Here is a 25,377-nt window from a genome sequence, read left to right as displayed (position 1 = left end):
TCTCGATCGCGGCTACCATTTCACGCTGAACCCGAGCTTGGCGCCTATGGCATGGCTGTCGCCGAAATCCTTGAGACTTGTCCGCACTGTCCCTTCTCCGAAGACGGCGTAGCGGCCGTCCGCCCAGCTCAGCGAGCCGCCAAGGCCGACACCGCCCCACAGCGCCTGATTTTCGCTGACCAGCTTCACGCCGGACACATCGACATCATTTCCGTCGAGGAAGTCGTAGTAAAGATTGGCGAGCCCGTAGATATGCGTCCGGCTCACTTGCCCTTCGTCATCCGCCCACTGGTCCTCGTAGTCTGCGGAGAGGCCGAGGCGGCCGACGAGGCTGTTGCTGCTGCCGGGCGACACGACGGCGCCAAACGGGTCGGTGAATGCGTCGAAGTCGACCGACGAATAGGCAAGCTGGGCCTGTGGAGTAAGGGACCAGTTGCCGTTGAGGGCGATCTTCTGTCCGGCCTCCATGCTCAGGCCGTAGCCGAAACCGTTGTTGCCGTCCACAAGCGTTGTGCCTAGCGTGGTCGACCGGATGTCACTGTCATACCACGTCGCCTGCGCCTGAGCGTCGACGTAGAAGCCACTGTTGCCGTACCAGGTGAGCGTGCTGCCGACGCCGTAGCCGGTGGCAGCGATCGACCCCACCCCGAAGGTCGAGGAGACGTCTGACGAAGCGGTTCCGTAATGGGCCGTGATCCCTCCGATCAGGATACCGGCGTCGCTTTCGTGCAGCAGGCCATCGACGCCGGCCTCCAGTTTCCAGGTGGTCACGTCATAGTTCGTGCCGGAGGTCGATACGTCCGGCTCGATTTTGGCATGAGCAGCCTCGATGCGCGCCCAGATCGCCTTGCCATCGACCGGGCCTTGGCCTGGCAGGTCCGCACCTTGCGGCGTCGCGCCTTCGCCCCACGACCGATTGCCAACGCGCTGCTGCAGGGTGCCCAGTTCGTTGAAGGTCTGCAGCACCCCAGCATAAGCCTCATACATCGGCACGGCCGGCGAATAGAGCGGTTGCGGATCCGGATCACCGTCGACGAGCGCCGAACGCAGATACCAGTCACCATCGGCCGGCGTGCTGACGCCGTTCTTGTAGAGCCGGTAAGCGTAAGCGCCGCCCACCACGGCCTGTTGGCCCTGGAACACATAGTCGCCGAGCAGGCTGAAGGTGCCGTTGGAGGCCCCGCCAACATCGACCACCTTGATGCCTTCGACGGTTTGCGCGCCGCCGCCGCCGAGATTGGTGACCTTCAGATCGGTGGTGCCCGACGTATTGCCGGTGACCACGAGCTTGTCGGTTGGCGAAGCATCGCCACCGAGCTGGGTCTCGATCTCGAGCAGGCCGCCGTTACCCGTGTAGTTGCCGGCTACCGTTAGCGTGCCAATGCCGCTGTCGCCTGGCGCCACGGTGCCGCCGGCGAAGTTGTTGGTGTCGCAAACCGTGCCGGTGCCTTCCAGCCGCCCGCCCGAATTCACATTGACGGTGCCGCACAGGCTGCCGCTGACGGTGAGCGTGCCTTTGTTGATCTGCGTCGCGGCGGTGTAGCCGGAATTGTCGGCGGTCAGCACCACCTTGCCCGCGCCGTCCTTGACGAAGCTTCCAGCGCCGGAGAGCGCGCCGGTCAATGTCAGCGCCGTCCCGGCGTCCGTGAGCAAGGTTCCCTGGCCCACCGTGTTGATGGCCCGGCCCGAGGTGAAGCTGGTGGTGGTGTTGAGCGTGCCCCCGTCGAAGCTGAGAGCCCCGGCGGCATCACCCAGATTGGCGTCGGCAGAGACCTGCAGCGTACCGCCATTGACCGCCGTGCCGCCGGTATAGCTGTTGCTGGCTGTGAGCACGAGCGTGCCTAGATCGGTCTTGGTGAGCTGCGTGCTGCCGGTCAACACCGAGGCGATGGTGGCGGTTATGCTAGCGCCGGCCGCGGTGCCGTCGCCGACGCGAATGATCGACTGCGGCCCGACGAGGCCGAGAGGCCCACCTTGAATGACGTAGCCGTTGGTGAGGAACTGCATGCCTGATGCCGAGACCACACCCAGACTGTTGTCGACCGTGACCGTGCCGGCCGCGCCGGCGAATATCGCAAACGACGCATCCGTATAGGGTGCGTTGACCGAGCCAGTGCTGTCGGTCCAGTTCTCGTTGCCGGTGGAATTCTGCCATAGCCCGTCGCCGCCATCGATGACGCCATTGTTCTTCGGGCCAGCAGCGCCATCCCAATAGTTTAGCGTCAAACCTTCCGTGTTGACGAGGTTGACCTGATTGGCGATTGCCGTCTGGACGAAATATTCGGTCGAAGGGATCGTGCCGATCGAAAGGCCATTGTTCGTCAGCGCGCCGCTGTAGCTGAACACCCGGTAGACACCGGGGCCGAACGTGCCGCCCGGCGACACCGAGACGTTGAGCGTGCCGTCAAGCACCAGATTGCCGCCGACCGTGGTCAGGTCATTGAGCGAGCCGCCTGCAACATTCGCCTGACCGAAGCTGTAGTTCAGGATCGAGCCGCCGGAGAGCGACAAATTGCCGGCGATGGCGAGCGTGCCTGGAGTGCCATCGGCCGCACCGGGCGACAGCGTGGCGCCGTCGGCGATGGTGACGTCGCCGCCGACCGTGCCAGTGCCGCCGATCGTGGCGCCGCCCAGCACCGAGGTCAGCCCGGTTGCCCCGCTTTGGTTGCCGTTGACGAACAGGCTGCCGGCCGAGACCGTGGTCGGGCCGGTGTAGCTGTTGTTGGCGGTGAGAATGAGTGCGCTGGTGCCGGTCTTGGTGAGCGCGCCTGTTCCGCCGATCAGGCCCGACAAGGTCAGGTCGGCATCGGTCTGCAGCGTGCCGCCGCCGGCGTTGAGCGTCACGCCCCGCGCCGAACTGAAGGCCGCGGTGTTCTGCAATGTGCCGCTGTCGAAGACCAGCCCGCCCGCAGCGTCGCCGAGATTGGCGTCCGCCGCGACCCTTACAGTGCCGCCGTTGATGGCAGTGCCGCCGGTGTAGCTGTTGGACCCGCCCAGCACCAGCGTGCCGAGATCGGTCTTCACCAGTTGCGTGTTGCCGGTCAGGTTGGAACTGATCGTAGCAATGTAGGCCGCGCTCGCGGCCGTTCCGTCGCCGACACGAATGATCGACTGCGGACCGACCAGGGCGAGGTCATTGCCCTGAATCAGATAGCCATCGGTGGCGAACTGCATCCCCGCGGCCTGAACCTGGCCGTTCGTATTGTCGACGGTCACCGAACCCGCCGTGCCGGCGAAGATGGCGAAGCTTGCATTGGAGAACGGTGCGTTGATACCGCCCGTCTGCTCGGTCCAGTTGTCGTCGCCTGCGGCACGCCAGACGCCGTTGCCGCCGTCGACGAGGTTATTGTTCTTTGGGCCGGCATCGCCGTCCCAGAAGTTGAGCGTCATGGCGCTGATGTCCACCAGGTTCACCTGGCCGGCTATTGAGGTCTGCACCACGTGATTGGGCAAGCTCTCGGAAAGGCCGAGGTCGGTGAGCGTCCCGTCATAGCTGATGATACGGTAGATGCCCGGCCCGAAATTGCCGCCGGGCGTCTCGGCGACGTTCAGCAGCCCGTCGAGAACGAGATCGCCGTGTACGACCGTGAGGTCGTTGAACGCGCCGCCGGGCACGTTCGCCTGGCCGAAATTGTAGTTGAGCGTTGCGGCGGCCCCGAGTGTCAGGTCGCCGTTGATCGTGAGCGTTCCTGGTACGTTGCCAAGGTCACCGGGGTTCATTGCGCCGCCATTGGCCACAACGACATCGCCGCCGATGATGCCCGTACCGGCAAGCGTGCCGCCATTCGCTACCGACGTAAGCCCGGTCGCCCCCGATTGGTCGCCGTCGATCTGGAGGCTGCCGGCCAGCACATTGGTTGCGCCGGCATAGGTGTTGGCGCCGGTCAGGATCGTGACCCCACCACCAACCTGGCTTACCGCGCCGCTGCCGGAGATCAGGCCGGCGAAGGTGTAGGTGTCTGAGCGGTTGAACGCCAGCGTGCCATTGTCCGTCACATCGCCGGTGAACGAGCCCGTAGAGCCGCCATTGCCGAGCTGCAGCGTGCCGGCCGCGATCGTTGTGCCGCCGCTGTAGCTGCTGTCGGCCGTAAGAACGGTAGTGCCGGTTCCGATTTGCTGTACGGCACCCGTGCCGGTTATCGCACCACCAAAGATCAGGCTATCCGAGCGATTGAAGGCCAGGATAGCGTTGTTGGTCACGTTGCCGGCCAGCGTGCCGGCCGTCGCTCCATTGCCGACCTGCAGGATGCCCGCGCTGATCGTCGTGCCGCCCGAATGCGCGGCATTGCCGGCTATCACCAGCGTGCCGGCGCCGTCCTTGGTCAGCCCGCCTGCCCCGTTGATGCCTCCGGTCAATACGGTCGCGGTGCCGGCATTGGTCAGGAACGTGCCGGCGCCGGCGAGCGTTACAGCACGCCCGGTCGCAATGGCGGCAGTCGTGTTCAGCGTGCCGCCGTTGAACGTCAGACCGCCCGCGGCGTTGCCGAGGTTGGCATCCTGGGAGATCCGGACTGTTCCGCCATTGATGGCTGTGCCGCCCAGATAGCTATTGGTTCCCGAGAGAACCAGCGTGCCGAGATCGGTCTTCACCAACTGGCTGTTGCCGGTAAGGTTGGAGGCGATGGTCGCCGTATAGAAGGCGCCGGCTCCCGTGCCGTCGCCGACGCGGATAATGCTCGAACCGCCGACCAGGTCGATCGGGCCGCCCTGGACCAGATAGCCGTCGGTGGCGAACTGCATCCCCGCGGCCTGAACCTGGCCGTTGGTGTTGTCGACGTTCACCGTGCCAGCAGTGCCCTGGAAGATAGCGAAGCTGGCATTGGCGAAGGGAGCGGCGAAAAGGCCGGTGGAGTCGGTCCAGTTCTGGTCGCCGGCGGCGCGCCATGTGCCATTGCCGCCATTGACGATGCTGTTGGAGTGCGGACCGGCGTCGCCGTCCCAGTAGCTGAGCTGCAGCCCAGCCGAATTGACCAGGTTGACCTGATTGGCGACCGAGGTCTGCACGGAATAGTCCGGGTCGGTGACATTGAGCCCGTTGTCCGTCAAGGAGCCGTTGTAATTGATGACACGATAGACGCCGGGGCCGAACGTGCCGCCTGCGCTTTGGCTGACACTGAGGGTCCCGTCGAGCGTCAGGTTGCCACCGACATTGATTAGGTCGTTGAGCGGACCGCCAGGCACATTCGCCTGGCCGAAATTGATGTTGAGGTTGGAGTTGCCGAGCGCCAGATTCCCATTGATGGTGAGCGTGCCTGGGGCATTGCCCGCATCGCCGGGGCTGAGAGTGCCGCCATCGGCGACGGTCACGCTGCCGCCGATGGTGCCAGTGCCACCCAGTGTCGCTCCGCTGGCGACATTGGTCTGCCCGGTAGCACCCGACTGGTTGCCGTTGACGAGCAGCGTGCCGGCATTGACGTTGGTCGCCCCGGTGTAGCTGTTGGTGCCGGTCAGTGTGGTAGTGCCGGTGCCGACCTTGTTCACCACGCCGGTGCCGGAAATGACGCCGGCAAAGCTGTAGTTGCTGTTCAGGTTGAAAGCGAGCGTGCCGTTATTGGCGACGGTTGGCGTCGTCAAGCTGCCCACTACCGCGCCGTTGCCGACCTGGAGCGTTCCGCCGGAAATGGCCGTGCCGCCGCTGTAGGTGTGGGCGCCGGTGAGCGTGAGCGTGGCCGTGCCCTGCTTGCTGAGGCTCTCGAAGCCGCTGACATTGACCCCGTCGAGCGTGCGGGCCGTATTGTTGTTAACCTGCAGCGTGTCGCCCGCGCCCGTCTCGCCACCGGTGCCGCCGTTGACTGTTCCGGTTATCACGCCGCCATCGTTGAGCGTCAGCGTATCGTTACCGGCGCCAAGGTTGAGCGCTCCGGCGCCGGTGTTCAAGGTTCCGGTCAGATTGGCGGCGTCGCTGCCATCGCCGAGATCGCCATTTGCTGTGAGCGTTCCGCCGGCGTTGATGTTGATGGTGTTGGTCAAACCGTCGCCGGTGATCGTAGCCGGCACTCCGTTGCCGTGGACCGACCCGTTGACCGTGAGCGTCGTTGCCTCATCGTCTTCGAACACCACGGTGTCGGTGGTCAGGTCGCCGTTGACCTGCAGCGTGCCCTCGGAAATCTTGGTCGTGCCGGCGCTGTCGGTTGCCGTGAGCACGGTCGTGCCTTCGCCCATCTGCTCGATGATGCCGGGACCGCTGATCTTGCCGGCGAAATTAAACGTGTCGCTGCGATTGAATCCAAGCGTTCCCGTGGCGAAGGACAGAATGACATCGCCTGTGCCGACATTGCCGACCGTCCCGCCATTGCCGATGATCAGCTTTCCGTCGTTGATGACGGTATTTCCGGTGTATGTGTTGTTGGCGGTGAGGATCCATGTGCCGGCGTCATTCTTGGCCAGCGTTGTCTTCCCGGTCGTGGCGTTCTGGTCAGCGATCGCCACGCCCATGATGTTGCCGCCGGTGTAGGTGCCGCCGAGCACCAAGGTGCGCGGGCCGGCGCTGATGAAGCCCATCCCGCCGCCGCCGGTGCCGGTGAAGTTGACTGCACCGGTGCCCGAGGATTCGATGTAGGTCGCGCCGGTCCCGAGGCGGAACAGGCGATTGGTGCTGTCGCCGGTGCCGACGTAGCGGAGGTGCGAATCGGTGTAGATGTCCAGGTTGCTGTTGGTGGTGGGCGCGGCGCCGATGCTGCTCGCCTGCCCGCCATCGGCGAGCTTCACGACCTCGAGCACGCCACCCTGGATAGAAGTCACGCCGGTATAGGTGCTGGTGGTGCTGGTCAGCCGCCAGGTGCCCGCTCCCTCCTTGACGACCTGCGCCACCGAGACGCCGTTGTTGACGATCTGCGCGGCCATGGTGTTGGTGGCCGTGTTGGAGCCGCCGAGGCGGAAGTTCCGGATGCCGGCGCCGCTATAGGTGATGGCAGCCGTATTGGTGAACTGGAGCGCGCCGGTCCCGTTGCTGAGAATGTAGGAGTTGGACCCCGCCGCCCCGGACAGCGTGAAGCGGCGATCGGTGCTGTCACCGTCGCCGATGTAGTTGAACACGCCGCCATTGCCGATGACCAGGTTGCTGGCGGCCGAGCTCGAGGAGCCGATCGAGCTGTTCACCCCGCCGTTCGCGACGCAGCTGACGCTGAGCCAGCCGCTGTTGATCGTCGTGCTGCCGCGGTAATTGTTGTCGCAGCCAGTGAGAGTCTGGATGCTGCCGCCATTCTTTACGAGGCTGCCGGTGGTGCCGGTGATCTTGCCGGCAAAGATCATATCGCTGCCGGTGCCACTGATGGTCAGCGTCTTGTCCCCAATGAGGATGTCGCCGCCAGCGGTGCCGTTATCGCTGAGCCCACGAACCGTGTTGTTGAAGCCGGTGGTATCGAGAGTGGAGCCGGCTTGAACGTACATATACCCGGGACCGAAGGCGCTGCTCGACCCCGCGATCAGAGTGCCGGCCTCGACGACAGTATTGCCTGTGTAGGTGTTGGTGCCGGAAAGGATCAGCGTGCCAAAACCCCGCTTGCGCAGAGCGCCGCTCCCGATCGCATTGCCCTTGAACTCCAGTTCGGTGGAGGCCTGCGTTACGTCTATATAGCCGTTGCCGCCCAACAGCGTGAAGCCGCGGTCGGTCGCCACGTCGGCGCCCGTATATTGCAGGATGCCGTTATTGGCGAGGACAAGGTTGGCTGAGGCGCTGGCGGAGGCGCCGATACTGCTGTTAATCCCGCCATTGCGGATGCAGTCCACGCTCAACGTGCCGCCATCAATGGTAGTCGCGCCCGTATAGTTGTGGTTGCAGCCGTTGAGCGTCTGCGCATTTTCTACGGTAAGTCCGCCCGCGCCAGTGAGCGTGCCGGTGAATGCGGCGGTCCCGCTGCTGAGGGTGAGCGTGGTTCCCGCCGAGCCGAGATCCACGGTGCCCGCGCCGGTTAATCTACCCACCGTGTTGCTGAAAGTGCCGAGCTCCAGCCGCGCCCCGGCATCGACTTGCATCAGGCCGCTGGTGCTCCCGAAAGCAGACGTCGAGCCCGCGCGCAACGTGCCGGCCGCGACCACGTTGCCGCTGTAGGTGTTGGTCCCCGCCAGCACCAACGTGCCCGCGCCACGCTTGATCAGCGTGTTCGTGCCGACCGCGTTTCCGCTGATCGTCAATACGGTGGCGGCGGACGAGACGTCGAACGCGGCGCCGCTGACGCCGGTGGCCAATGTGAAACCGCGATCGCTGGCGGCCGTCGCGCCGTCGTACTGGAACTCGGCGGCGTTGCCGATCACCAGGTTGGCCGAGGCGCTGCTGGCGGCGCCGATGGTGCTGTTGGCGCCCCCATTGCCAAGGCTGGTCACGGCCAGCGTGCCGGCGCTGACGGTGGTTATGCCGGCATAGCTGCTGTTGGCGTTGGTCAGCGTCAGCGTGCCGGCGCCTTCCTTGATGAGGTTCGCCGCGTCCGGGCTGACGATCTCGCCGCCGACCGTCAGGTTTGTTGCGGCGCCGCTGACGTCGATCATGTTGTCGGCAAGCGCGCCGGAGCGCGTCAGCGTGAGGCCGCGGTCCGTGCTTGCCGTGACGCCGGTGTAGCGGAGCCTGCCGGCTTCCAGCACCAGATTGGCGGAGTCGGCCGCCGACATGCCGATGCTGCTCGCAACGTTGCCGTTGGCGAGGGTGACGACCTCCAGCGTGCCGGTCGTCACCCAGGTGACGCCGGTATAGGTATTGGCGGCGTTGCCGAGCACGACCTTGCCGGTGCCAACGCCCGTTCCCGCGCCCATGACGGTGAGGCCGGTCGGCCCTCCGTTGTTGACGACCACCGAGTTGATGGTGAAGGTGCCGCCGCTGTTCTGCTGGATGCCGAGGACGCCGCCGAGGCTGCCCCTGACGGTGCCGCCCTGGATGGTCTGCGTGGTCGTGCCCACAGAGGCGCCGATGATGATCGTTCCGTCGACGCCGAGTGTCTGGCCGGCGCCGACAGTCACCACCGAGCCTGCGGCGGCCGCCGCCGCGTAGCGAAGGCCGCCGAGCTGGACGATATTGTCGCCGCCGGCGTCGCTGACCGTGCCGAAGAAGGGCGAGTTGGCGGCGCCGGCCGTGTCGGCGACGATGTCGCCGTCGACCCAGGTGGCGGCGTTGTCCTTGAGGTTGTAGGCGGTGAAGGCGACGATCTGGTTGCTGGCATTGACGGTGGCGTAATCGGTGGCGGTGCCGGTGGTCACCGTGGCCCAGCCGCCGAGGGTGGTGCCTGGGGCTACCGTGTAGACGGCGGCCGTCCCGATGTTGAAATCGACGAGGCCCCCGGTCCGGTTGACGGCGCCGAAATTGACGGTGGCGTTCGTCGCCGAGATCTTGTTGCTGCCGCCGTTGATGTTCAGGCCGTTGAAGGTTTGGGTGTTGCCCTCTCCCGCAACGCCGGTCACCACCAGCTTTCCGTCCGACATGTTGAGCGTCGATGCGGCGGAGATGATGTTCGAGGTGGGCCCGCCGGCGCCGACGAAGCTCAGCTGCAGCGTGCCGAGGTTGATGTTCGTCGAGCCGGTGTAGGTGTTGGCGCCTTTCAGCACCTGCGTTCCGGCGCCGTTCTTGTAGAGGCCGCCCGACCCCGAGATGACGCCCGAATAGGACGCGGTGACGCCGTTGGCGACGGTGAGTGTGAGGTTGGCCGCGCCCAACGCCACTTCGCCGCCGGTTCCGTCCAGCCGGGCGAAGGTCTTGCTGAAGCCGTTGAGGTCGAGGATGCCGCCATTGACGGTGGCGGTTATGGAAGCACCCAAAGCCGACGCGCTGCCTGCGCGAAGAATGCCGCTCTGCACGGTGATCGGGCCGGTGAAGTTGTTGGTGCCGGTCACCACCCACGTGCCCGCCCCATTCGACGTTATGCCGCCGTCGCCCGTGATGTTGCCGGAAAGAGTATTGACGCCCGCGTAGGTCCCGCCGAGAGCCAGGATGTCCACCGTACCGCTGGCGTCGAATTGCATGGCGCCGGTGAGAGTCAGCCCACCCGAGCCGTCGTTCCTCAAGGTGGCGGTGTTCGCGAACTCCCACGTGCGGTTGGTGCTGACGGCCCCGCCGGTATAGCTGAGCGTCGCGAGGTTAACGCGAATCTCGCTGTCCGACGTTCCGGTGCCGAACGAGCTGTTGGTCCCTATGTCGGCCAGGGTCGGGGCGACGACCGTGACCTGCTGGACGATATTGCCGCCAACATAGGTGTTGGCGCCGCCGAGGGTGATCGTGCGCGCCGCGCTGGTCCCCAGATAGGTTACCTGCGAGGTGCTGGCGCCGCTGATGACGCCCGAAAGATCAAGATCGGCCGTGTTGGCGGAGAAGGCGATGCCGCGTGACGAACCATCGAGGCTGATGCTGCCAGTTAGGGCGAGGGTGCCGCTACCCGCGTTGATCAGCGCGACTGGCCCATTGGCGGAAGGCGTCAGGTGGAATGTGCGGTTACTGCTGTCTCCGTCGCCGTCATAGATAGCCTGGTCCTGAAAGTCGTCCACGCCCTGGATGGTGATGTCACCACTCGCTCCGAGCGAACTGGCGACGCCGGTATCCCTGACGGACGTGAAGTGGATTCTCCCCTGCCCGGCGCCTTGCAGTACGGTCGCGCCCGTATAGGTGCTGGCGTCGTTGCTCATCGTGACGCCGGAAGTGACCGTGAGGGTTCCGCTGCCCGTGAACAGGGCGGACCCCACGCCGACGCCGGAGATCGAGGCGGAACCGTTGATCGCCACCTGTCGGTTGGCGTTCAGCGCGCCGGTGGATGCCAGGCTGCCGCCATTGAGCGTGACGATGTTGCCGGCCGCGCCGAGCGCCGCATCGCTCGCGACACTAAGACTGCCGGAAACATTGACGTTGCCGGTGAAGGTGTTGGCGGCCGAAAGCGTGAGCGTGGTGCCAGTCGTGACGCCGACGTTGCCGGTGAAGGTATTCGACCCCGAAAGGGTCAGCGTGCCGGCATTGACGTTGAGAGCACCGCTACCGAAATTGTTTGCCCCCGACATGGTCAGCGCGCCAGAGCCTGCCTTGGTGAATCCGCTCGAACTGATGACCGCGGCGCTGATCGTGGCGCTGGCGTTTGCCGTGATCGTCGGCGTTGCACCGCCCACCGTCAGCGTGTTGGGCCCCGCGCCGGCAATGGTATAGCCTGCGGTGTTGAAGATGATCGAGTTGACGGTGATTGGCGAGCCCAGGCTGACGATACCTGCCGTGCCCCCGAAAATGGCGTTGTCAAGCGTGCCGGGGACGATGCCGGTGTTGTTCCAGGCCTGGTTGTACGGGCCGCTTACGCCGTCGCCGTTCGGGCTCCAGTTGAAATTTGACGTGTTCCACGTGCCCGCACCGCCAGAGCCCGCCGTGGTCTGGTTGGAGTCCCAATATCTATCGGCGGCGGCAGCGGCGCTCGCGGCAAGCCCGATCAAAACCGCTGCAGGTATAGCCCGAGCGGCGGCCGCGCGAGCCAGGGACAGAACAAGCTCGGCCGCGTTCGGCGCAAAGCTCGCTGCCTCGCCCTTCCACTTGGTCATCCGGCCGCCGCGCAGGATGCGCCAATCGAAGGCTGCGCTTCCGGGGGTTCCGAGCACGCCAGGACAGGATGAACCAGCCCCTTTGCCAGATCGAGAGAGCTGCTTGACCGCCTCGCAACCGAGCAATTCTAACATGCCGCATCCCCGCCCGTGCATTATGGATGGCTAAACTGCGCATCCATTCTCCCTCGACTCACGTACATACTTGAGAAGAAACCTAGAGTTGAGCATTACCTCCCATTATTGTTGAGAGCATCTTAATTTTCTTGCCCAGTGTCGCATCCATGCCACGATCGCGCCACATATCGAACACGTATGGCTCCGTGTCCGGGGATGCTCGAACGATGCCGAAAAGGTTGTGATCGTTGTTGTCAGCCGAGCGCGGACCGCGGTCGGCAAGCAACGATTCGTGGTGGTGCCCCGAAACTAATTCATGTCCTCACGTCAGAACTTGCCGACGACGTTAAGGAACATGCCTTCGTCATTGAGGGTGAGGTCGCGCAGATCGTCGGAGAAGGAGCCGAAATTGTAGCCGACACCGACCTTGAAGTTGTCGCCCACGTGCCGGTAGACGGCGGCCAACGCGCCATAGTCGGTCGTCTCGGCTTCCGGCATGTGCAGCACCCTGCCCTCCAGCAGCAAGTCCCAGCTCTTGACGATGTGAACGTCGGTGCGGACGATGCCGAGATGGGCCGTGGATCGCTGCCAGACATCCTCGAACTCGGTGCCTTCGCCTCCGTCGGCGCGGTTCTTGACCTCGCCGAAGCGGAAGCCGTATTTGCCGCCGATCGACAGCCATGGCATCAGGTCGTAGATCACGTCGGCCGAGACAATGTGGCTGAGCTGGGCCGGAGCGAACAGATCCTCGGTGGCGCCGCTGACCAGCTGATTGTTGCCCGGCATGTCGTAGAGCCAGGTGTATTTGAACAGCCCGTTGAGGCGATCGTTGTCGACCGGCCGGTAAGCATAACCGAACGAGGCCTCGACGTAGTCGGTGTCCTGGAATGAGGTTTCGGTGGACGTCGAGTCGGAGAGCACCGCATCGACGCTTGCAAGCAGGCGCCAGTCCTCGTTGGTCTTCCAGCTCAGTCCGGCCGCGAACAGGTAGCTGTTCTGGTCGCGTGTGCCGGCTTGCGAATCCTCCACGCGCACCTCGCCACGCACATGGCTGCCGATGCCCGCTTCCTCGTCCTTGTATCCGATGGATAGAGACGGCGCGTAGCGATCGAAATCCTCCCGCATCAGGCTGGTGTCGGCGTCGACGGTGTCGTCGCGGACGCGGCCGACTTCGAGGCCGCCATCGAAGGTCCACACCGAATCCGGCGTATAGACCACGCCATAGGTCTGGGTGAGCGAGCGCCGGTCGCCGAACATGTCGTAATTGGCCTCCGAATAGGCGGAAGCGATATCGCTCATGCGGCGTTTCAGGCCGACCACGATTGCGCCCTTGTCGGAGCCGATGAGATCGTAGCTGTTGTCGAGATCGAAGGAGCGGTCCGGATCAAGCTTGTAGCCGAGATAGTAGTGGTCGTCGGCCGTCGGGTCGTAAGTGACCGCCGCCAGTGCGCCGACGCCATGGGTGCCGTAGGAGACCTCTCCCTCCAGGCCGATCTTGTCGGTCAGCTTGATCTCAGCACCGACTCCGATGCGATCGTTGCGGTCGATGTCGCCCGAGCGATCGAGTGTCCCCTGGCCGAACACATAGATCAGATGCTCGTCGTCCCATTTGTAATCGACACGCACGCCGCCATCGAGCCGCGAGCCGTCATAGCCTGATTTGCCCGAACTGATCGCCAGCGGCGACATCAGGTCGGTGTAGCGCAGGCCGAAGGTGACCTTCCAATATTCGTCGAGCTCCCAGCTGACGCTGCTGGTCCCGTCGCGTTTGGTCTGGCCCTCGTCGTCCCTGAAGTCGTCATAGGTCAAGGCAACGCCGACATGGTCGGTCAACGCCAGGTCGGCGTGCGCGCCCCAGATCCGTTGATCAATGTAGATGTTGTCAGCGAGCGTGGAGAAGCCTGCCTCTTTCTGGTCGTAATAACCGCCGACCCTGCCCTTCATGCCGCCGAGATGGAGCTCCTCGAGCGCTGCCTGACCCTCGACCCGCCAGGCGGTGGCGGCGCGATTGGGATCGCCGGCGGTGACCTCGTCGCCCCAGGTCAGGCCGCCATCGGTGGAACGCGACAGGCCGAAGCCCGGTCCCTTGGAATGGGCGATCTCGGCGTTGAGGAAGGTCTTTTCCGAATGGCGCAGCTGGATGTCGGCGCCAACGGCTCGCTGATCGGCCGGACCGGTCGTCTCGTTCATGCCGGTAACGCCGACCCTCAGCCGCTCGTTGAGCCACTGCTGTGCCCGCCCACCGTAGACGTAGCCGTCGACGTCGCCGACAGCCGGGGTGAACTCGTACTGGGCGATCAGAACGACCCGGTTGCCGCCGAGCGCTCCCTGGCGCACCGGTCCGTTCGTGGCCGTGGTCGAGGACAGCGGCCGCCGCAGGATCAAGACGCCTTGCGTATAGTCGAAGCTGTAGTCTTGCCCATACTGCAGGATGCGGCGCTCGATGACGCGCCCGGTCACCTCGTCACGGAATTCGATGGTGATCGTTTCCGAGCCGATGGTGATATCCTGGCGCTTGAGGAAATAGGCCGAGCCGCCAGTCCCCAGGAATTCCTCGCGCTGCGGCAGGGTGTCGGGCTCGGCGGCATAAAGCGTTACCTCCGTCTTACGTTCGCCGAAGGACGTGGTCTCCGGCGAGCGGTAGACGGCACTGGCGCCGTAGAGCTCGCGCTCGGAATGCAGGAACTCGGTGCCGTCGATGATGGTCTTGTAGCTGCCCCACATCACATGGCTGTCGCCGCGCTCGAGCCGTACATAGAACTTGCCCTTGGTCGGCGCGTCCTCGACGAAGGTCGAATCGTCGCCGTAGACCGGATAGTAGTCGTCCGGATCGAGGCGACGCAGGAGCTGGCGCGGATCCTTCTTGTCGAGATTGCGAAACAGGTCCTCGATGTTCTCCTCATTGCTATCGGCCGAGGCTGTGAGGAGGTATTTTCCCTTGATCTTGCCCTTCAGATAAAAGGCGATCCGGCCTTTGCTATAGACGTTGTCGTATTCGCCTGGACGGACGGTTTCGATGTTGTCGTCGCCCATGCGCTTGCCGACGGTCAGATCCGCGAGTGCGACATAGAACCAGTCATTGTCGGGAATGTTGATGCTGCGGTTGAAGCGAAGCCCGCCGCGCCTGGATGGACCCTTGACCGCGACACCCACCTTATGATCGCCTGCCGGCAGGATGCGCTGGACGACGAAAGCCTGGTCGGGGTCGATCGGGATCACCTCGCCCAGGGCTTCGACCGAATAACCGGGCGGGACGTTGCGCCCATAGACAGTCACCGCGCCGCCGCTGATGGGAATGTTGCGCAGTGCCGTACGGTCCTCGCCCATGCCGGGCGCGACGGCCTTTTCCTTCGCCTCAGGTGGTAGGTCCTGTTCCGTGCGGGCAATGGTCAGCGGCAGTGTCTCGTCATAGCGTTCTTCGGCGTCATAGACGCGCAGCACATAACTGAATTCCTTCTCTTCCTCCGCCGGCATGGTCCATCCGGAAACGCCGTTGATCGACACCGGCAACGTCGCGATCGGGGCGTCCGTCTTTTCCCTGCCCTGTTCATAGATGCGGATTTCGGAGCGCTCTATGAAGGCCGGATAATTGGCCGTTGCAAGAAACTCCACCGGCTCGCCGGCCTGGTAGGTGCGGCGGACCGGCATGGTGGAGACGTTGAGCAGCGCGCCTTTCTCCAGGCCGTCATATTTGACCTGAATGTCGACCGCACTGAGATCGACGTCGGTGCGGCGCTGCGCGTCGACAGGGCGCTTGGCCGGTGATGCCGGCGCGGAAGTTGCCCCGGCTGCCGAAGTCGACGGCTCGGCGCTCTTGTCGACGGTTTCGCCGTCGACGCTGATCTGAAACGGAACCGCCGGTTCGTCCACCTCGGTTTCGCGCCTGCCAGACGAACTGTTGTCGAGCGCCTTGCCGCGCAGCGATGTCATGCAATCCTTCTGCCTGCATGTCCCGGTCTCGGACGCGGTCTGAGCAAAAGCCGGTGCACTGGCCAGCATGATGGTTGCAAGCGCGCTGCTGACCAGAAGGAGGCGAGGACGGGAGGTCTTTATGGCTGTCGATCCGTTGTTGGCGATGGTGCCGATGGTCGCGCTCATTCGGCCGCCTCCACTCGCGTCTCGATCTCCAACCGGTACCGTCCGTCTTCATCGCGCCATCGCGCCTCGATGAGCTCGCTCATGCGCTTCAGCCGCTCTTCGGCGAGCTCCGTTTCGGTAGTGGCATCGACATAGGCGAGCCGCAGCACCGACTGCTCCCTGCCCAGTACCTCGATCAGCTGATCGATGCCTTCGGCCCAGCGTTTTGTGAGCTCGACGCTGCCTGCTTCGAAGGCCTCGTCCTTGAGGTCGAGCCGCACAACGCGCCCGATCGATGCGCCGAAATTGAGCTTCGTCATCTTGCCCGCCGTCAACCGCACCACGCGTGGGTTCTCCGTCGCCAGGCGGTAGCCTGTGGGCAGCGTGCGGGTATCGAGCTTCATGATAAAGTTCGAGCCGATGCGCTGGTCCGGCAGTGCCGCGCAAGGTACGTGGAAGCGACCGTATTTGTCTGTCGTCACCAGCCAGCCCTTGGCGGTCGCGATGCGCACGCCGGGCAGGCCTGGCTCGCCTTCGTCCTGGTAGCCGTTGCGGTCGATGTCGTCGAAGACCTTGCCGATGATGTCGCCGCAGTCGAACACCGGCTCGATCAGGATTTCGACCGTCGCAGTCGCCTCCGGCGCCAGCGGACGGCCGGATGGATCGGTCACGTTGGCCCGGTTGGTGTGTTCGCCAGGACCAGCCGAGCTCAGCGCGAGCATGCGCAAGGTGATGTTGACGTCGCTGTGGGCCTCAACCACGATATCCTCGAAGCGGATCGAGCGCCCTTCGACTACCGGCATGGCCGCGACGCCCGCGATCGCCGCCGAGCCATCGACGTAGCGGAAGCCGGACGGCATCGTGTCGACCACCGTCAGTCCGCTGACCCGGGAGCCGGAATTGTTGGTGACGCGGATGGTGAAGGGCGCCTGCTCGCCACGGCGGATGGAACGCAGACCGGCGATCTTTGCGATCGAGATGTCGCGTGCCGCCGCCGGCAACGCCAGGATGGATACGCTCTCGTCGGATTCAACCTCAATGCTGGTGACCGCATCGCCAAAGGCATGGCCCGTTGCGGTAGCCCTGTTCTCCACTCCCTTCACGATGCCGGCGCCGTTGTCGATATCGACCTGGGTAAGCACGTAGGTGGCGGTGAAGACCTGTGCCCCCTTAGGCGCCAGCGTCACCGGGTTGGTTGCCGGATTCGGATCGAAGGCGGAAAGCTCGCCTGTCCCCTTCTGGTTGCTGAAGGTCGGGCCCGCATCCTCCGGCACGACTTCGGTAAGCGGCACATTGCCGTCATTGGTCACTGTGAAACTGTAGACGATCGTATCGCCTGGATCGGCTGCGCCGTTGCCGTCCACGTCCTTGAACTTGCCCGTCTTCTCAAGCAGGATCTTGGGCTCTGGTGCAGGCGTCACCACACACTGGTCGGACGGGCATTCAGGCTGCGGATCGCTCGGCACCTTGACGATGTTTTGCAACGGGGCGGCGTTGTCTGGTAACGGATCGGCAACCGTAACCGAGACCCTCAGCACCAGCGCGCCAGGGTCACTGCTGGTACCAGCCGGCACGCTAAGCCCGCTCCAGTTGACTGTTCCGCCGCCCGGATTACCGCCCGTATGCAGGCCGCCATTGTTGGCAGAGGCAAAGTTCATCCTGCTATCGAGCACATCCTGCAGGGCGTAGCTGGTCGTCGCGCCACCCTGGTTGGTGAGCGTGATCTCATAGCTCAGGATTTCGCCGGGCTCGGCGACCGCATCCGTCGACCCACTCTCATCGATCAGCTTTTTGACGAGGGTTATGGCCGGCGCAATGACGGGATGCGACGTCGTGCAGGCTGCGCATTCCGGATCGGGATCGCCGCCGCCGGCCGTCGTTACCTGGTTGCCGACGGTCCCGGTGGCGTCCGGATTCACCGTCGCTGTATAGCTCACAGCATAGCTGCCCACCGGCGTGCCTGCCGGCAGCGAACAGCTCAGCGCCTGCCCCGAGGGCGTACAGCTGCTGCCGAACTGCGGATCACTTGTCACAGCGCCAAGCGTCAGCCCTGCGCCGGCCGTGTCGGTCAGCTGGAAGTCAGCCGTAGTGGACGAGGCCACCACTGTCGTGGTTACTGTATAGGTGATCGACTGCCCGGACTGGACCTCCGTACCGCTCGCAGGATCGGAGCTCTTGACCGTGCTGATGACGGGGGCGATCAGATGTTTGGTCGTGCAGGCCGTGCAGACCGGATCTGAACCGCCGCCTGGGGGAGTGCTCGCTGTGACCGCGTTGGCGACCTCGCCGGTGGCGCCCGTGTCAACCGTCGCGGTATAGGTCAGCGCATAGCTGCCAGGCAGAGTACCAGCGGGAAGCTCACAGCTCAGGCTGCCTGAGCAAATGAACGGACCAGCGTCAGTGACTGCACCGAACGTCAGCCCGGAAGACAGCACGTCGGTCAAGGTCACCGGTTCGGTAGTCGCTGAGTCCGCTACCGTCACCGTCACAGTGTAGGCGATCGTGTTGCCCGAGTTGACAGCGGTGCCGCTTGCCGGATTGGACGACTTTGCAACGGCGATTGCCGCGTCAACGATCGGATGCGACGTCGTGCAGGCTGCGCATTCCGGATCGGGATCGCCACCGCCGGCCGTCGTCACCTGGTTGCCGACGGTCCCGGTGGCATCCGGGTTCACCGTCGCTGTATAGCTCACAGCATAGCTGCCCACCGGCGTGCCCGCCGGCAGCAAACAGGTGAGTGTCTGCCCCGAGGGCGTGCAGCTGCTGCCGAACTGAGGGGCCTGACTGGTCACCGACCCAAGCGTGAGCCCAGTGCCGATCGCATCGGTTAGCTGAAACACGGCGGTGGTCGATGCGGTCGCCACCGTCGTGGTGACAGTGTAAGTGATCGTCTGCCCGGGCGCGACGCTGGTGCCGCTGACAGGGTCGGCTATCTTGGCCGTGCTGATCACCGGCAGTTCCACTGGATGCGACGTCGTGCAGGCTGCGCACTCCGGATCGGGATCGCCGCCGCCGGCCGTCGTCACCTGGTTGCCGACGGTCCCGGTGGCGTCCGGATTCACCGTCGCTGTATAGCTCACAGCATAGCTGCCCACCGGCGTGCCTGCCGGCAGCGAACAGCTTAGCGCCTGCCCCGAGGCCGTACAGCTGCTGCCGAACTGCGGATCACTTGTCACAGTGCCAAGCGTCAGCCCTGCGCCGGCCGTGTCGGTCAGCTGGAACACGGCCGTAGTCGATGCGGTCGCCACCGTCGTCGTCACCGTATAGGTCAGCGTCTCGCCCGGCGCGACGGTCGAACCGGTGGCCGGATCGGAAGTCTTGACCGTGCTGATCACCGGGGCGGCCGTTATCGGATGCGAGGTGGTGCATGTTGTGCAGACCGGATCAGGATCGCCGCCTGGCGGGTTAGTTGCCGTGACCGCGTTGGCGACGTTACCGGTCGCACCGGCATCGACCATCGCGGTGTAGGTCACCGAATAGCTGCCGACGGGCGCACCTGTCGGCAGCGCGCAGGTGAGCACCTGGCCCGAAACCGCGCAGCTGCCCCCAAACTGGGGATCCTGGCTGGTGATGGTCCCCGGCGTCAGCCCCGTGCCCAGCGCATCAGTTAGACTCAGCGGCTCGGAGGTCGCCGAGCCGGCCACCGCTGCAGTTAACGTATATGTTATCGTGTCGCCCGGGCTGACCGTCGTCCCGCTCGCCGGATTGGACGATTTGGCAACGCTCACCGACATTCCGACGGGGGTGGATTCGACACAATCGTTGCCGGGGGCAACGCAGTCGACGTCGGCGACGGTGACTGCATTATCGATGGTGGATACACTGCTCGCCAGGGGATCGTTGACTCGCACCACAAAGTTCAGCGTCGCGGTCCCGCCGTTTGCCGGAAGATTGTATGTAGTCGGGCCGGGATTCGTGCACGTACTGCCGGTGCAGGTGAAGTTGCTACCTGCAGATACGAACGCAGTATTTGCCGGCACTATCTCATCGACATCGCCCGGAAACAGCGTTCCGACCGCGCCGCCGGTATTCGTGACGGTGATCCGATAGGTGAGAACATCGCCTGCATTAATAGGCGATCCGGCGACATAGGCAGCGCCGTCGACCAGCGCCAACGTCTTGGCGACCGAAAGCTTGGGCTGAGCGAGAACAGGGAAGGCGCAGGAGGCGAGATCGCGTGCGCCGCCGGCGGCGGTCCCTGCAAGCGTCAAATTTCCAGTCCCCGGGTCATAGGCATAATAGGTATTGGAAGCGTTGTTTTGTGCGACGTAGAGGCGACCGTCCGCCCCGAAGGCGATGCCTGCCCAATTAATCGCGCTGGGCGATCCATTCAGCAACGGGCGCGTTTGCCTGACAGCCGTCAGGCTCCCACCCGCCAGGTCTACGGTATAAAGATCCTGCCCGACCGAGAGCCACGCTATGCCATTGCCGTCAAAGGCAATATCGCCGGAGCCCGTATCGGTCGGCGCGATGTCGTAGGTGAGATTGCCGGGAATCCTTTGAACGGTATAGTTGAAGCTGCCGGACGCTGTGACCCTCCAAACCTCGGGGCTGGCGCCGCCGCCGATGAGATATCCTATGCCGCTCGGACTCATGGCCGCTCGCGGGAAATCCGGCGACGCAAAGGAGGCGCCCACGACGTCGTACCAGTCATTGATCGTGGGATTTGCGGGATCGTAAGCCCAGAGCTGGGTGGTGGAGGCGGTGGGGCGTGAGACGAACAGCAGGCGATTGCGTATAGGATCGACCATCAACCCGTTGAGGTTGGTCGGAATTGATTGGTCCAGTGCGGTAACGCGGGTGGCCGTGCCACCTGGCGGATCCAAGCGCCATATCTGCACACCGTTGACGACGTTGAAGATCGCGCCGGCACCTGCGGGGCAGAAGTCGTACGCAGCCTGCGCGTCGGCACGGGAGCTCAATCCCGCCAGCACGGCAATGGCGGCCACGAACACTGCCGCCGCCAGCCGAAAAAACCTGACAAAGCGCGCTGCGCTAGGCTGTAAAACTGAATCGCGCATGAACGGCCCCCGGATGTGAAACCACCGATGACCGGGAGGGGGTTGGATTTCGCCGATTGATTTTGTCTCGCCGAAACGTCCCGTCGGGCAGTTCTAACCCGACGCCACATCAATCCTTAACGAAAGCCCCGCCCGGACCGGATGATTCCAATTCGTGCAGGAGATGCACAATTCTCGCCAAAATACTCCGGTCTTTTGTCAAAATTGGCGAATCGGTGCCATTTGCTCAAAGCATAGTTGCGTTTTTGTTACAGCAAGATCCGACCAACCTCTCCCCAACTCGAAAAATCACGTTACGCTAATTTAGCCGCATGACACGTACATACTTGAGAAGAAACCTAGAGTTGAGCGTTACCTCGCATTATTGTTGAGAGCATCTTAATTTCTTGCCCAGTTTCGCTTCCATGTCACGACTGCGCCACATATCGACCGCGGTCGGCAATTCCGCAGAGCTGAGCTTTCTCTGACCACTCCGTGCGGTTTTAATAGACAGCACATTCTTGACGACAATATCGTGCGCTAAACTGTGGCAGGCCCGGAACCTTCCTGCGGACGAGCGCCCGCGCCGTGGCGACCCAGTCGTCGAGCTTACGGACACTCCGTCAGGTCCAGGCGTTCCCGGTCTTGTCTTTCTCAATATCGGCGGTTGGCGGTACACTCCTCTCCTCCTGCGATGGTCGTTTCGTTGGGGCCTCGTGTCACCAAGGCGCCGCCGCACCAGCTATTCACGGCGATTCCCGAAGTGGTGGATCGCATACTACGTGCAGCAAAGTTTCACCGAGTGGGCTTGATCAACAATCAACGTGACGCTGAGGCTTTAATGGACTTTCTCATTCCCTTGAACGGGAACTCGTCGGCTTACCCGGGGGCATGAATTCGCAGGGCCGGATCTGGGCAGACAACGTTCCAACTGACGCGAAATCGCGTGTGCCCTGGGCACCGGCAACGGCCGCTCTTAGACAAAGATCCAGACCATTGGATGACATGAGGTGCAAAGCGGGCGTTGGAGGGGGTATCAACGGCCGCCTCGGATAAAACAGGAGCCTCTGGTGACCGAAGAGACGCCAACCCCGTCCGCTGCAGACAGTGTACCTCCCTCGCCGTGCCGATATAGCAACGGCACGCTTCGAAGTTCTGGAGCCACGGTTTTCTAGCGTGCGACAGGAACCAGGGTGTTGAGGCAGGCGAAGGATTGGACGCACTTTAAGGCCACGCGGCGTCGACTGCCACAGCGCGATATCGTCCGTAGCCGACCTTCACAAGCAGACCTTCCTCGCACATCCGGGAAAGGTAACACCGGGGTATTCCTGCGGTCGTCAGATCACAGGTCCGCACTTCGCCGTCCTTTCGGGCGAGAGCGACAGCTCGCTCGCGAAGTGACGGCTGCGGACCCTCAGCAAGGCGAAGTGCTTCAGTTCGGTCTCGGTCGCGTTTTCGCATCTTGGGTGCTTCCCGCGCATCCTGGCGAGCTATGGAGAATTCGTAGTTCGCGGCTTCGCCGATCCCGGGGAGCCACTGCCTTTTTCACGCCGGGGTGCGATTCACTGCGCCTGCTTACGATTTTTCCCGCGCTTCGATCCACTTCGCGACAGCAAGAATGATTGGCAAACGGCGAAGGAAGCCGATCGGGGGCGAATAGCGTAACGCCCTGCCCCGTCTGGCCAGAAAGGCCCGCATAGTTCGGCCGACAAACAGGGCGAAAGACTTCCGCACGGCTGGATTTGGCCGGAAGTTGACGGTCGGCTTTCGGGATGACTAGGCTAGAAAGCCGACCCTCGCGTTCAGCATGGCGCGACTGCATTGTGCCAGAAGCGGTCATCGGCTGCCCGATCATTTGAACTAAGGCACTACCGCTCAGGGTTCTGAGGATTCAGACCGGCTAGTCGAGCCGATCAAGAAATGCTTGGAAGCGCGGGTGACTGCGCAAAGAGTCGAAATCGGTGTCCCTACGCACCCAGCTTTTCGTCTTGGCGTTCGCGCGAGAACGCCAGCGCTCGAGCACCTCGAGGGTAAGGTCCAACTCGCCCATCAGCGCATAGCTGCAAGCGACATTGTAAAGCGTGAGCGGATCATTAGGAGCGATCGCCAGGGCGTGCGCACACCATTCGAGAGCACGTGTACGTTCGCCGAGGAGGACCAGCGCGCAGGCGCCAATGGCGATGGGAAGCGAGAGATCGGGATGCCGAGCGCTTATACGTTCTGCCGCCTCGATGCCGCTTCTTGACATTTCCCTCGATTCCTCGATGCGGCCAAGCTGCTGGTAGTCTTGCGAGAGGTTGAAACGGACGCCAAAATCGTCGGGATCTATCTCGCTGGCGCGCTTATCCATCTTCACCGATGTCTCAAGGTCGCCCCTATTACGCGCGGCATTGGCATAGTGAAAGTGGCTCCAAAAGGAATTGGGATCGATCGCCAGGGCGCGCTCGAATTCGGCCACTGCTTCGGGATACCTATCGAGAAAGTGGAGGGCTATGCCATGCGAAGCGTGCGCTTCCGCGAGCTCGGGATCGAGCTCGATGGCTTTGGTGCTCGCGTCGAAAATGTCTGAGACAGTCACGCCCTCGTGGTCGTTGAGATAGAGAAACCAAGCGGCGTCGGCGAGGCCGGCATAGGCGCGGGCATAAGCTGGATCGAGTTCCACTGCCTTCCTGAACATGCGCTGCGCGAGCAGCACATGAGGTGTGGTGCGTAAATAAAAGAGGTGGCGGCCCCTGAGGTAATAGTTATAGGCATCGACAATCGAAGTGGGGACCGCCTCGATTGCCTTTTTTTCCTGCGGCAGAAGCGTCACTTTCAACTGCTCAACGATCGTCTTGGTGATCTCGTCTTGAAGCGCGAAGATGTCGGTGAGATCGCGGTCATAGCGGTCGGCCCACAGATGAGTGCCGTCACGGGCATTGATCAGCTGCGCATTGATGCGAACGCGATTGCCCGTCCTGCGCACACTGCCCTCGACAACGGTCGTCACATTGAAACGCCGTCCCACCTCCTGCACATCGGCGTGCTTGCCCTTGTAAGTGAACACGGAATTGCGGGCGATAACCGAAAGCCCGGAAACCTTCGACAAGTCGGTGATGATGTCTTCTGTGATACCATCGGCGAAATACTCCTGCTCCGGATCGCCACTCATATTGGTGAAAGGTAGGACGGCGATCGATGGCTTGTTTCGCTCGGACCGCGGCGCGACGTTTGTGCCGGCTGGCGGGACGGCATCGAGCTCTACGCGAAAAACCCTCACCGGCCGGTCAATGTTCTTCAAAACCTGCTCGCCAATGTCTTCGAAGGCAAGATCGAGCCGGTTTCCAAGGTGGTCGCGTACCGTGCCGGAGAGCGCAATGCCGCCGGGCTTGGCGATCCCTTCCAGCCGCGCCGCAACGTTGACGCCGTCGCCAAAAATATCGTCGCCCTCAACGATCACGTCGCCGATATTGACACCGATCCGAAACTCGATGCGGAGACCTTCCGGCACTCCCGCGTTGCGCTCGCGCATCTTTCCCTGGATTTCCGCAGCGCACGTTACCGCATTTACCACGCTCGGAAACTCCACCAGCAGGCCGTCGCCCGTCACTTTAACGATGCGTCCGCGATGCTCGGCGATTTTCGCGTCGACGAGTTCCTTCCGGTGGGCGCTGAGCGCCGTGAGCGTGGCGGCCTCACTAACGCCCATGAGGCGGCTGTAGCCGACCACATCGGCGGCCAGGATTGCAGCCAGACGGCGTTCCAAGGGGTGCACTCTCCAATCGATCAGTGACGCATAGATTACCATAGGCAGCGGCCCGAGGAGCCCCTGATCTATCGGTAGAAGCCTTGCCCAGCTTGGTGCTGCGAATGTCGGCTTCGGGGTCAAACCCGGACATCCTGCCGCCCAAGCCGAACGTCTGCTTTCAAGAAGCCGCAAAACTGACTTCTATGGCTGACATTGGGCGCAAAGCTGTCGTTCAAAGGTAGCACGCTTGGAAGTTCGTGCCGACGCGCTATCTGGCGCATGTGCCAGAAGTCGCTGCCTTCAAAGCTATCCAAAAACCGAATCTAGTGTCCCACTTGTCCATAAGCAACCGCAATTCAGGCTGACGCGCGACGCAGAAAGTTCGAAAAGCTTCCAGGAATCCCAGTCAAACTGGATGCCCTTTAGACAAGACGGTTCCCGAGGCAATGCTCCGAAGATAGAGCCCCAGTGGTTTCCACAAGCAAATCAAATGGTTGCCGAAATACAGCGCGAATCTCGCCGTGTTCCCACGTGCAGTGCGACAGCAGCAGATTCAGAAGCCGTTTCTTCTCACCGGGGGCCTGCCGGACAAACAGTTGGCGGGCGTTGCGTGCCAACTCCAGCAAGCGCACGCCATCCTCCATGTATGATCCATCCCTGCATTGGTTGGAGCTAACCAGCCTTCAGGCTTGTTGCCTTCCTTAGGTGCAGCCGAAAAAAACCCCTGAAGTCTCGAAAATCGGCGAAACCGAGGCCCGTAGCGGCGCGCACCACCGTAGAGGGCGAGACGGAGCATTCGGCGGCGATCGAGCTGACGGTGCCAAAAGCTATCACGTCTGGCTTCGCCAGTGCCATCCGAGCAACTTGTTCCTGCTGCTCCGGAAGTGTGATCGTCCGTGAGGCAATCATGCCTTTGAGGTCGCTCACGTCGCTTGGCCGTTTGATGGCCTCGTGCATGACCACACT

6 protein-coding genes are annotated in these 25,377 nt (G+C 63.2%); all 6 read right to left on the bottom strand.

Translation table 11 applies throughout. The annotated features are described in order from the left end of the window. Nucleotides 1-12: 12 nt before the first annotated feature. Nucleotides 13-11,490, bottom strand: a complete 11,478-nt coding sequence (locus tag JQK88_RS01725; RefSeq protein ID WP_203277290.1) for an autotransporter-associated beta strand repeat-containing protein — start codon at nucleotides 11,488-11,490, stop codon at nucleotides 13-15. A 444-nt stretch (nucleotides 11,491-11,934) separates the two neighbouring features. Then, the gene (locus JQK88_RS01720; protein ID WP_203277289.1) at nucleotides 11,935-15,705 is read right to left on the bottom strand and encodes a TonB-dependent receptor; all 3,771 of its coding nucleotides are present in this window, start codon (nucleotides 15,703-15,705) and stop codon (nucleotides 11,935-11,937) included. Then, nucleotides 15,702-20,705, bottom strand: coding sequence for a DUF7927 domain-containing protein (locus JQK88_RS01715; protein ID WP_203277288.1), 5,004 nt, complete (start codon nucleotides 20,703-20,705; stop codon nucleotides 15,702-15,704). Before JQK88_RS01715 ends, JQK88_RS01720 begins: the two co-directional genes overlap by 4 nt. 1,203 nt (nucleotides 20,706-21,908) lie before the next feature. Then, nucleotides 21,909-22,145, bottom strand: coding sequence for a type IV toxin-antitoxin system AbiEi family antitoxin domain-containing protein (locus JQK88_RS37345; protein ID WP_203277287.1), 237 nt, complete (start codon nucleotides 22,143-22,145; stop codon nucleotides 21,909-21,911). Nucleotides 22,146-22,584: 439 nt separating this feature from the next. Then, complete coding sequence (locus tag JQK88_RS01705; protein WP_192250587.1) at nucleotides 22,585-24,471, bottom strand: TPR end-of-group domain-containing protein; 1,887 nt, start codon at nucleotides 24,469-24,471, stop codon at nucleotides 22,585-22,587. 612 nt (nucleotides 24,472-25,083) lie between these two features. Beyond that, entirely contained in the window at nucleotides 25,084-25,368 is a 285-nt protein-coding gene (locus JQK88_RS01700) for a MurR/RpiR family transcriptional regulator (protein ID WP_210388208.1), read from the bottom strand. Nucleotides 25,369-25,377: the final 9 nt, after the last annotated feature.

The organism is Mesorhizobium caraganae (assembly GCF_016836705.1).
GTDB lineage: Bacteria > Pseudomonadota > Alphaproteobacteria > Rhizobiales > Rhizobiaceae > Mesorhizobium > Mesorhizobium caraganae.
The sequence above is the reverse complement of the archived record's forward strand: the minus strand, read 5'-3'. Positions and strand labels throughout refer to the sequence as shown.

Excerpts from the sequence above, each read along its gene's own strand:
- JQK88_RS01705 (WP_192250587.1), bottom strand. The coding sequence starts at position 24,471 with ATGGTAATCTATGCGTCACTGATCGATTGGAGAGTGCACCCCTTGGAA.
- JQK88_RS37345 (WP_203277287.1), bottom strand. The coding sequence starts at position 22,145 with ATGCGAAAACGCGACCGAGACCGAACTGAAGCACTTCGCCTTGCTGAG.
- JQK88_RS01700 (WP_210388208.1), bottom strand. The coding sequence starts at position 25,368 with ATGCACGAGGCCATCAAACGGCCAAGCGACGTGAGCGACCTCAAAGGC.
- JQK88_RS01715 (WP_203277288.1), bottom strand. The coding sequence starts at position 20,705 with ATGCGCGATTCAGTTTTACAGCCTAGCGCAGCGCGCTTTGTCAGGTTT.
- JQK88_RS01725 (WP_203277290.1), bottom strand. The coding sequence starts at position 11,490 with ATGACCAAGTGGAAGGGCGAGGCAGCGAGCTTTGCGCCGAACGCGGCC.
- JQK88_RS01720 (WP_203277289.1), bottom strand. The coding sequence starts at position 15,705 with ATGAGCGCGACCATCGGCACCATCGCCAACAACGGATCGACAGCCATA.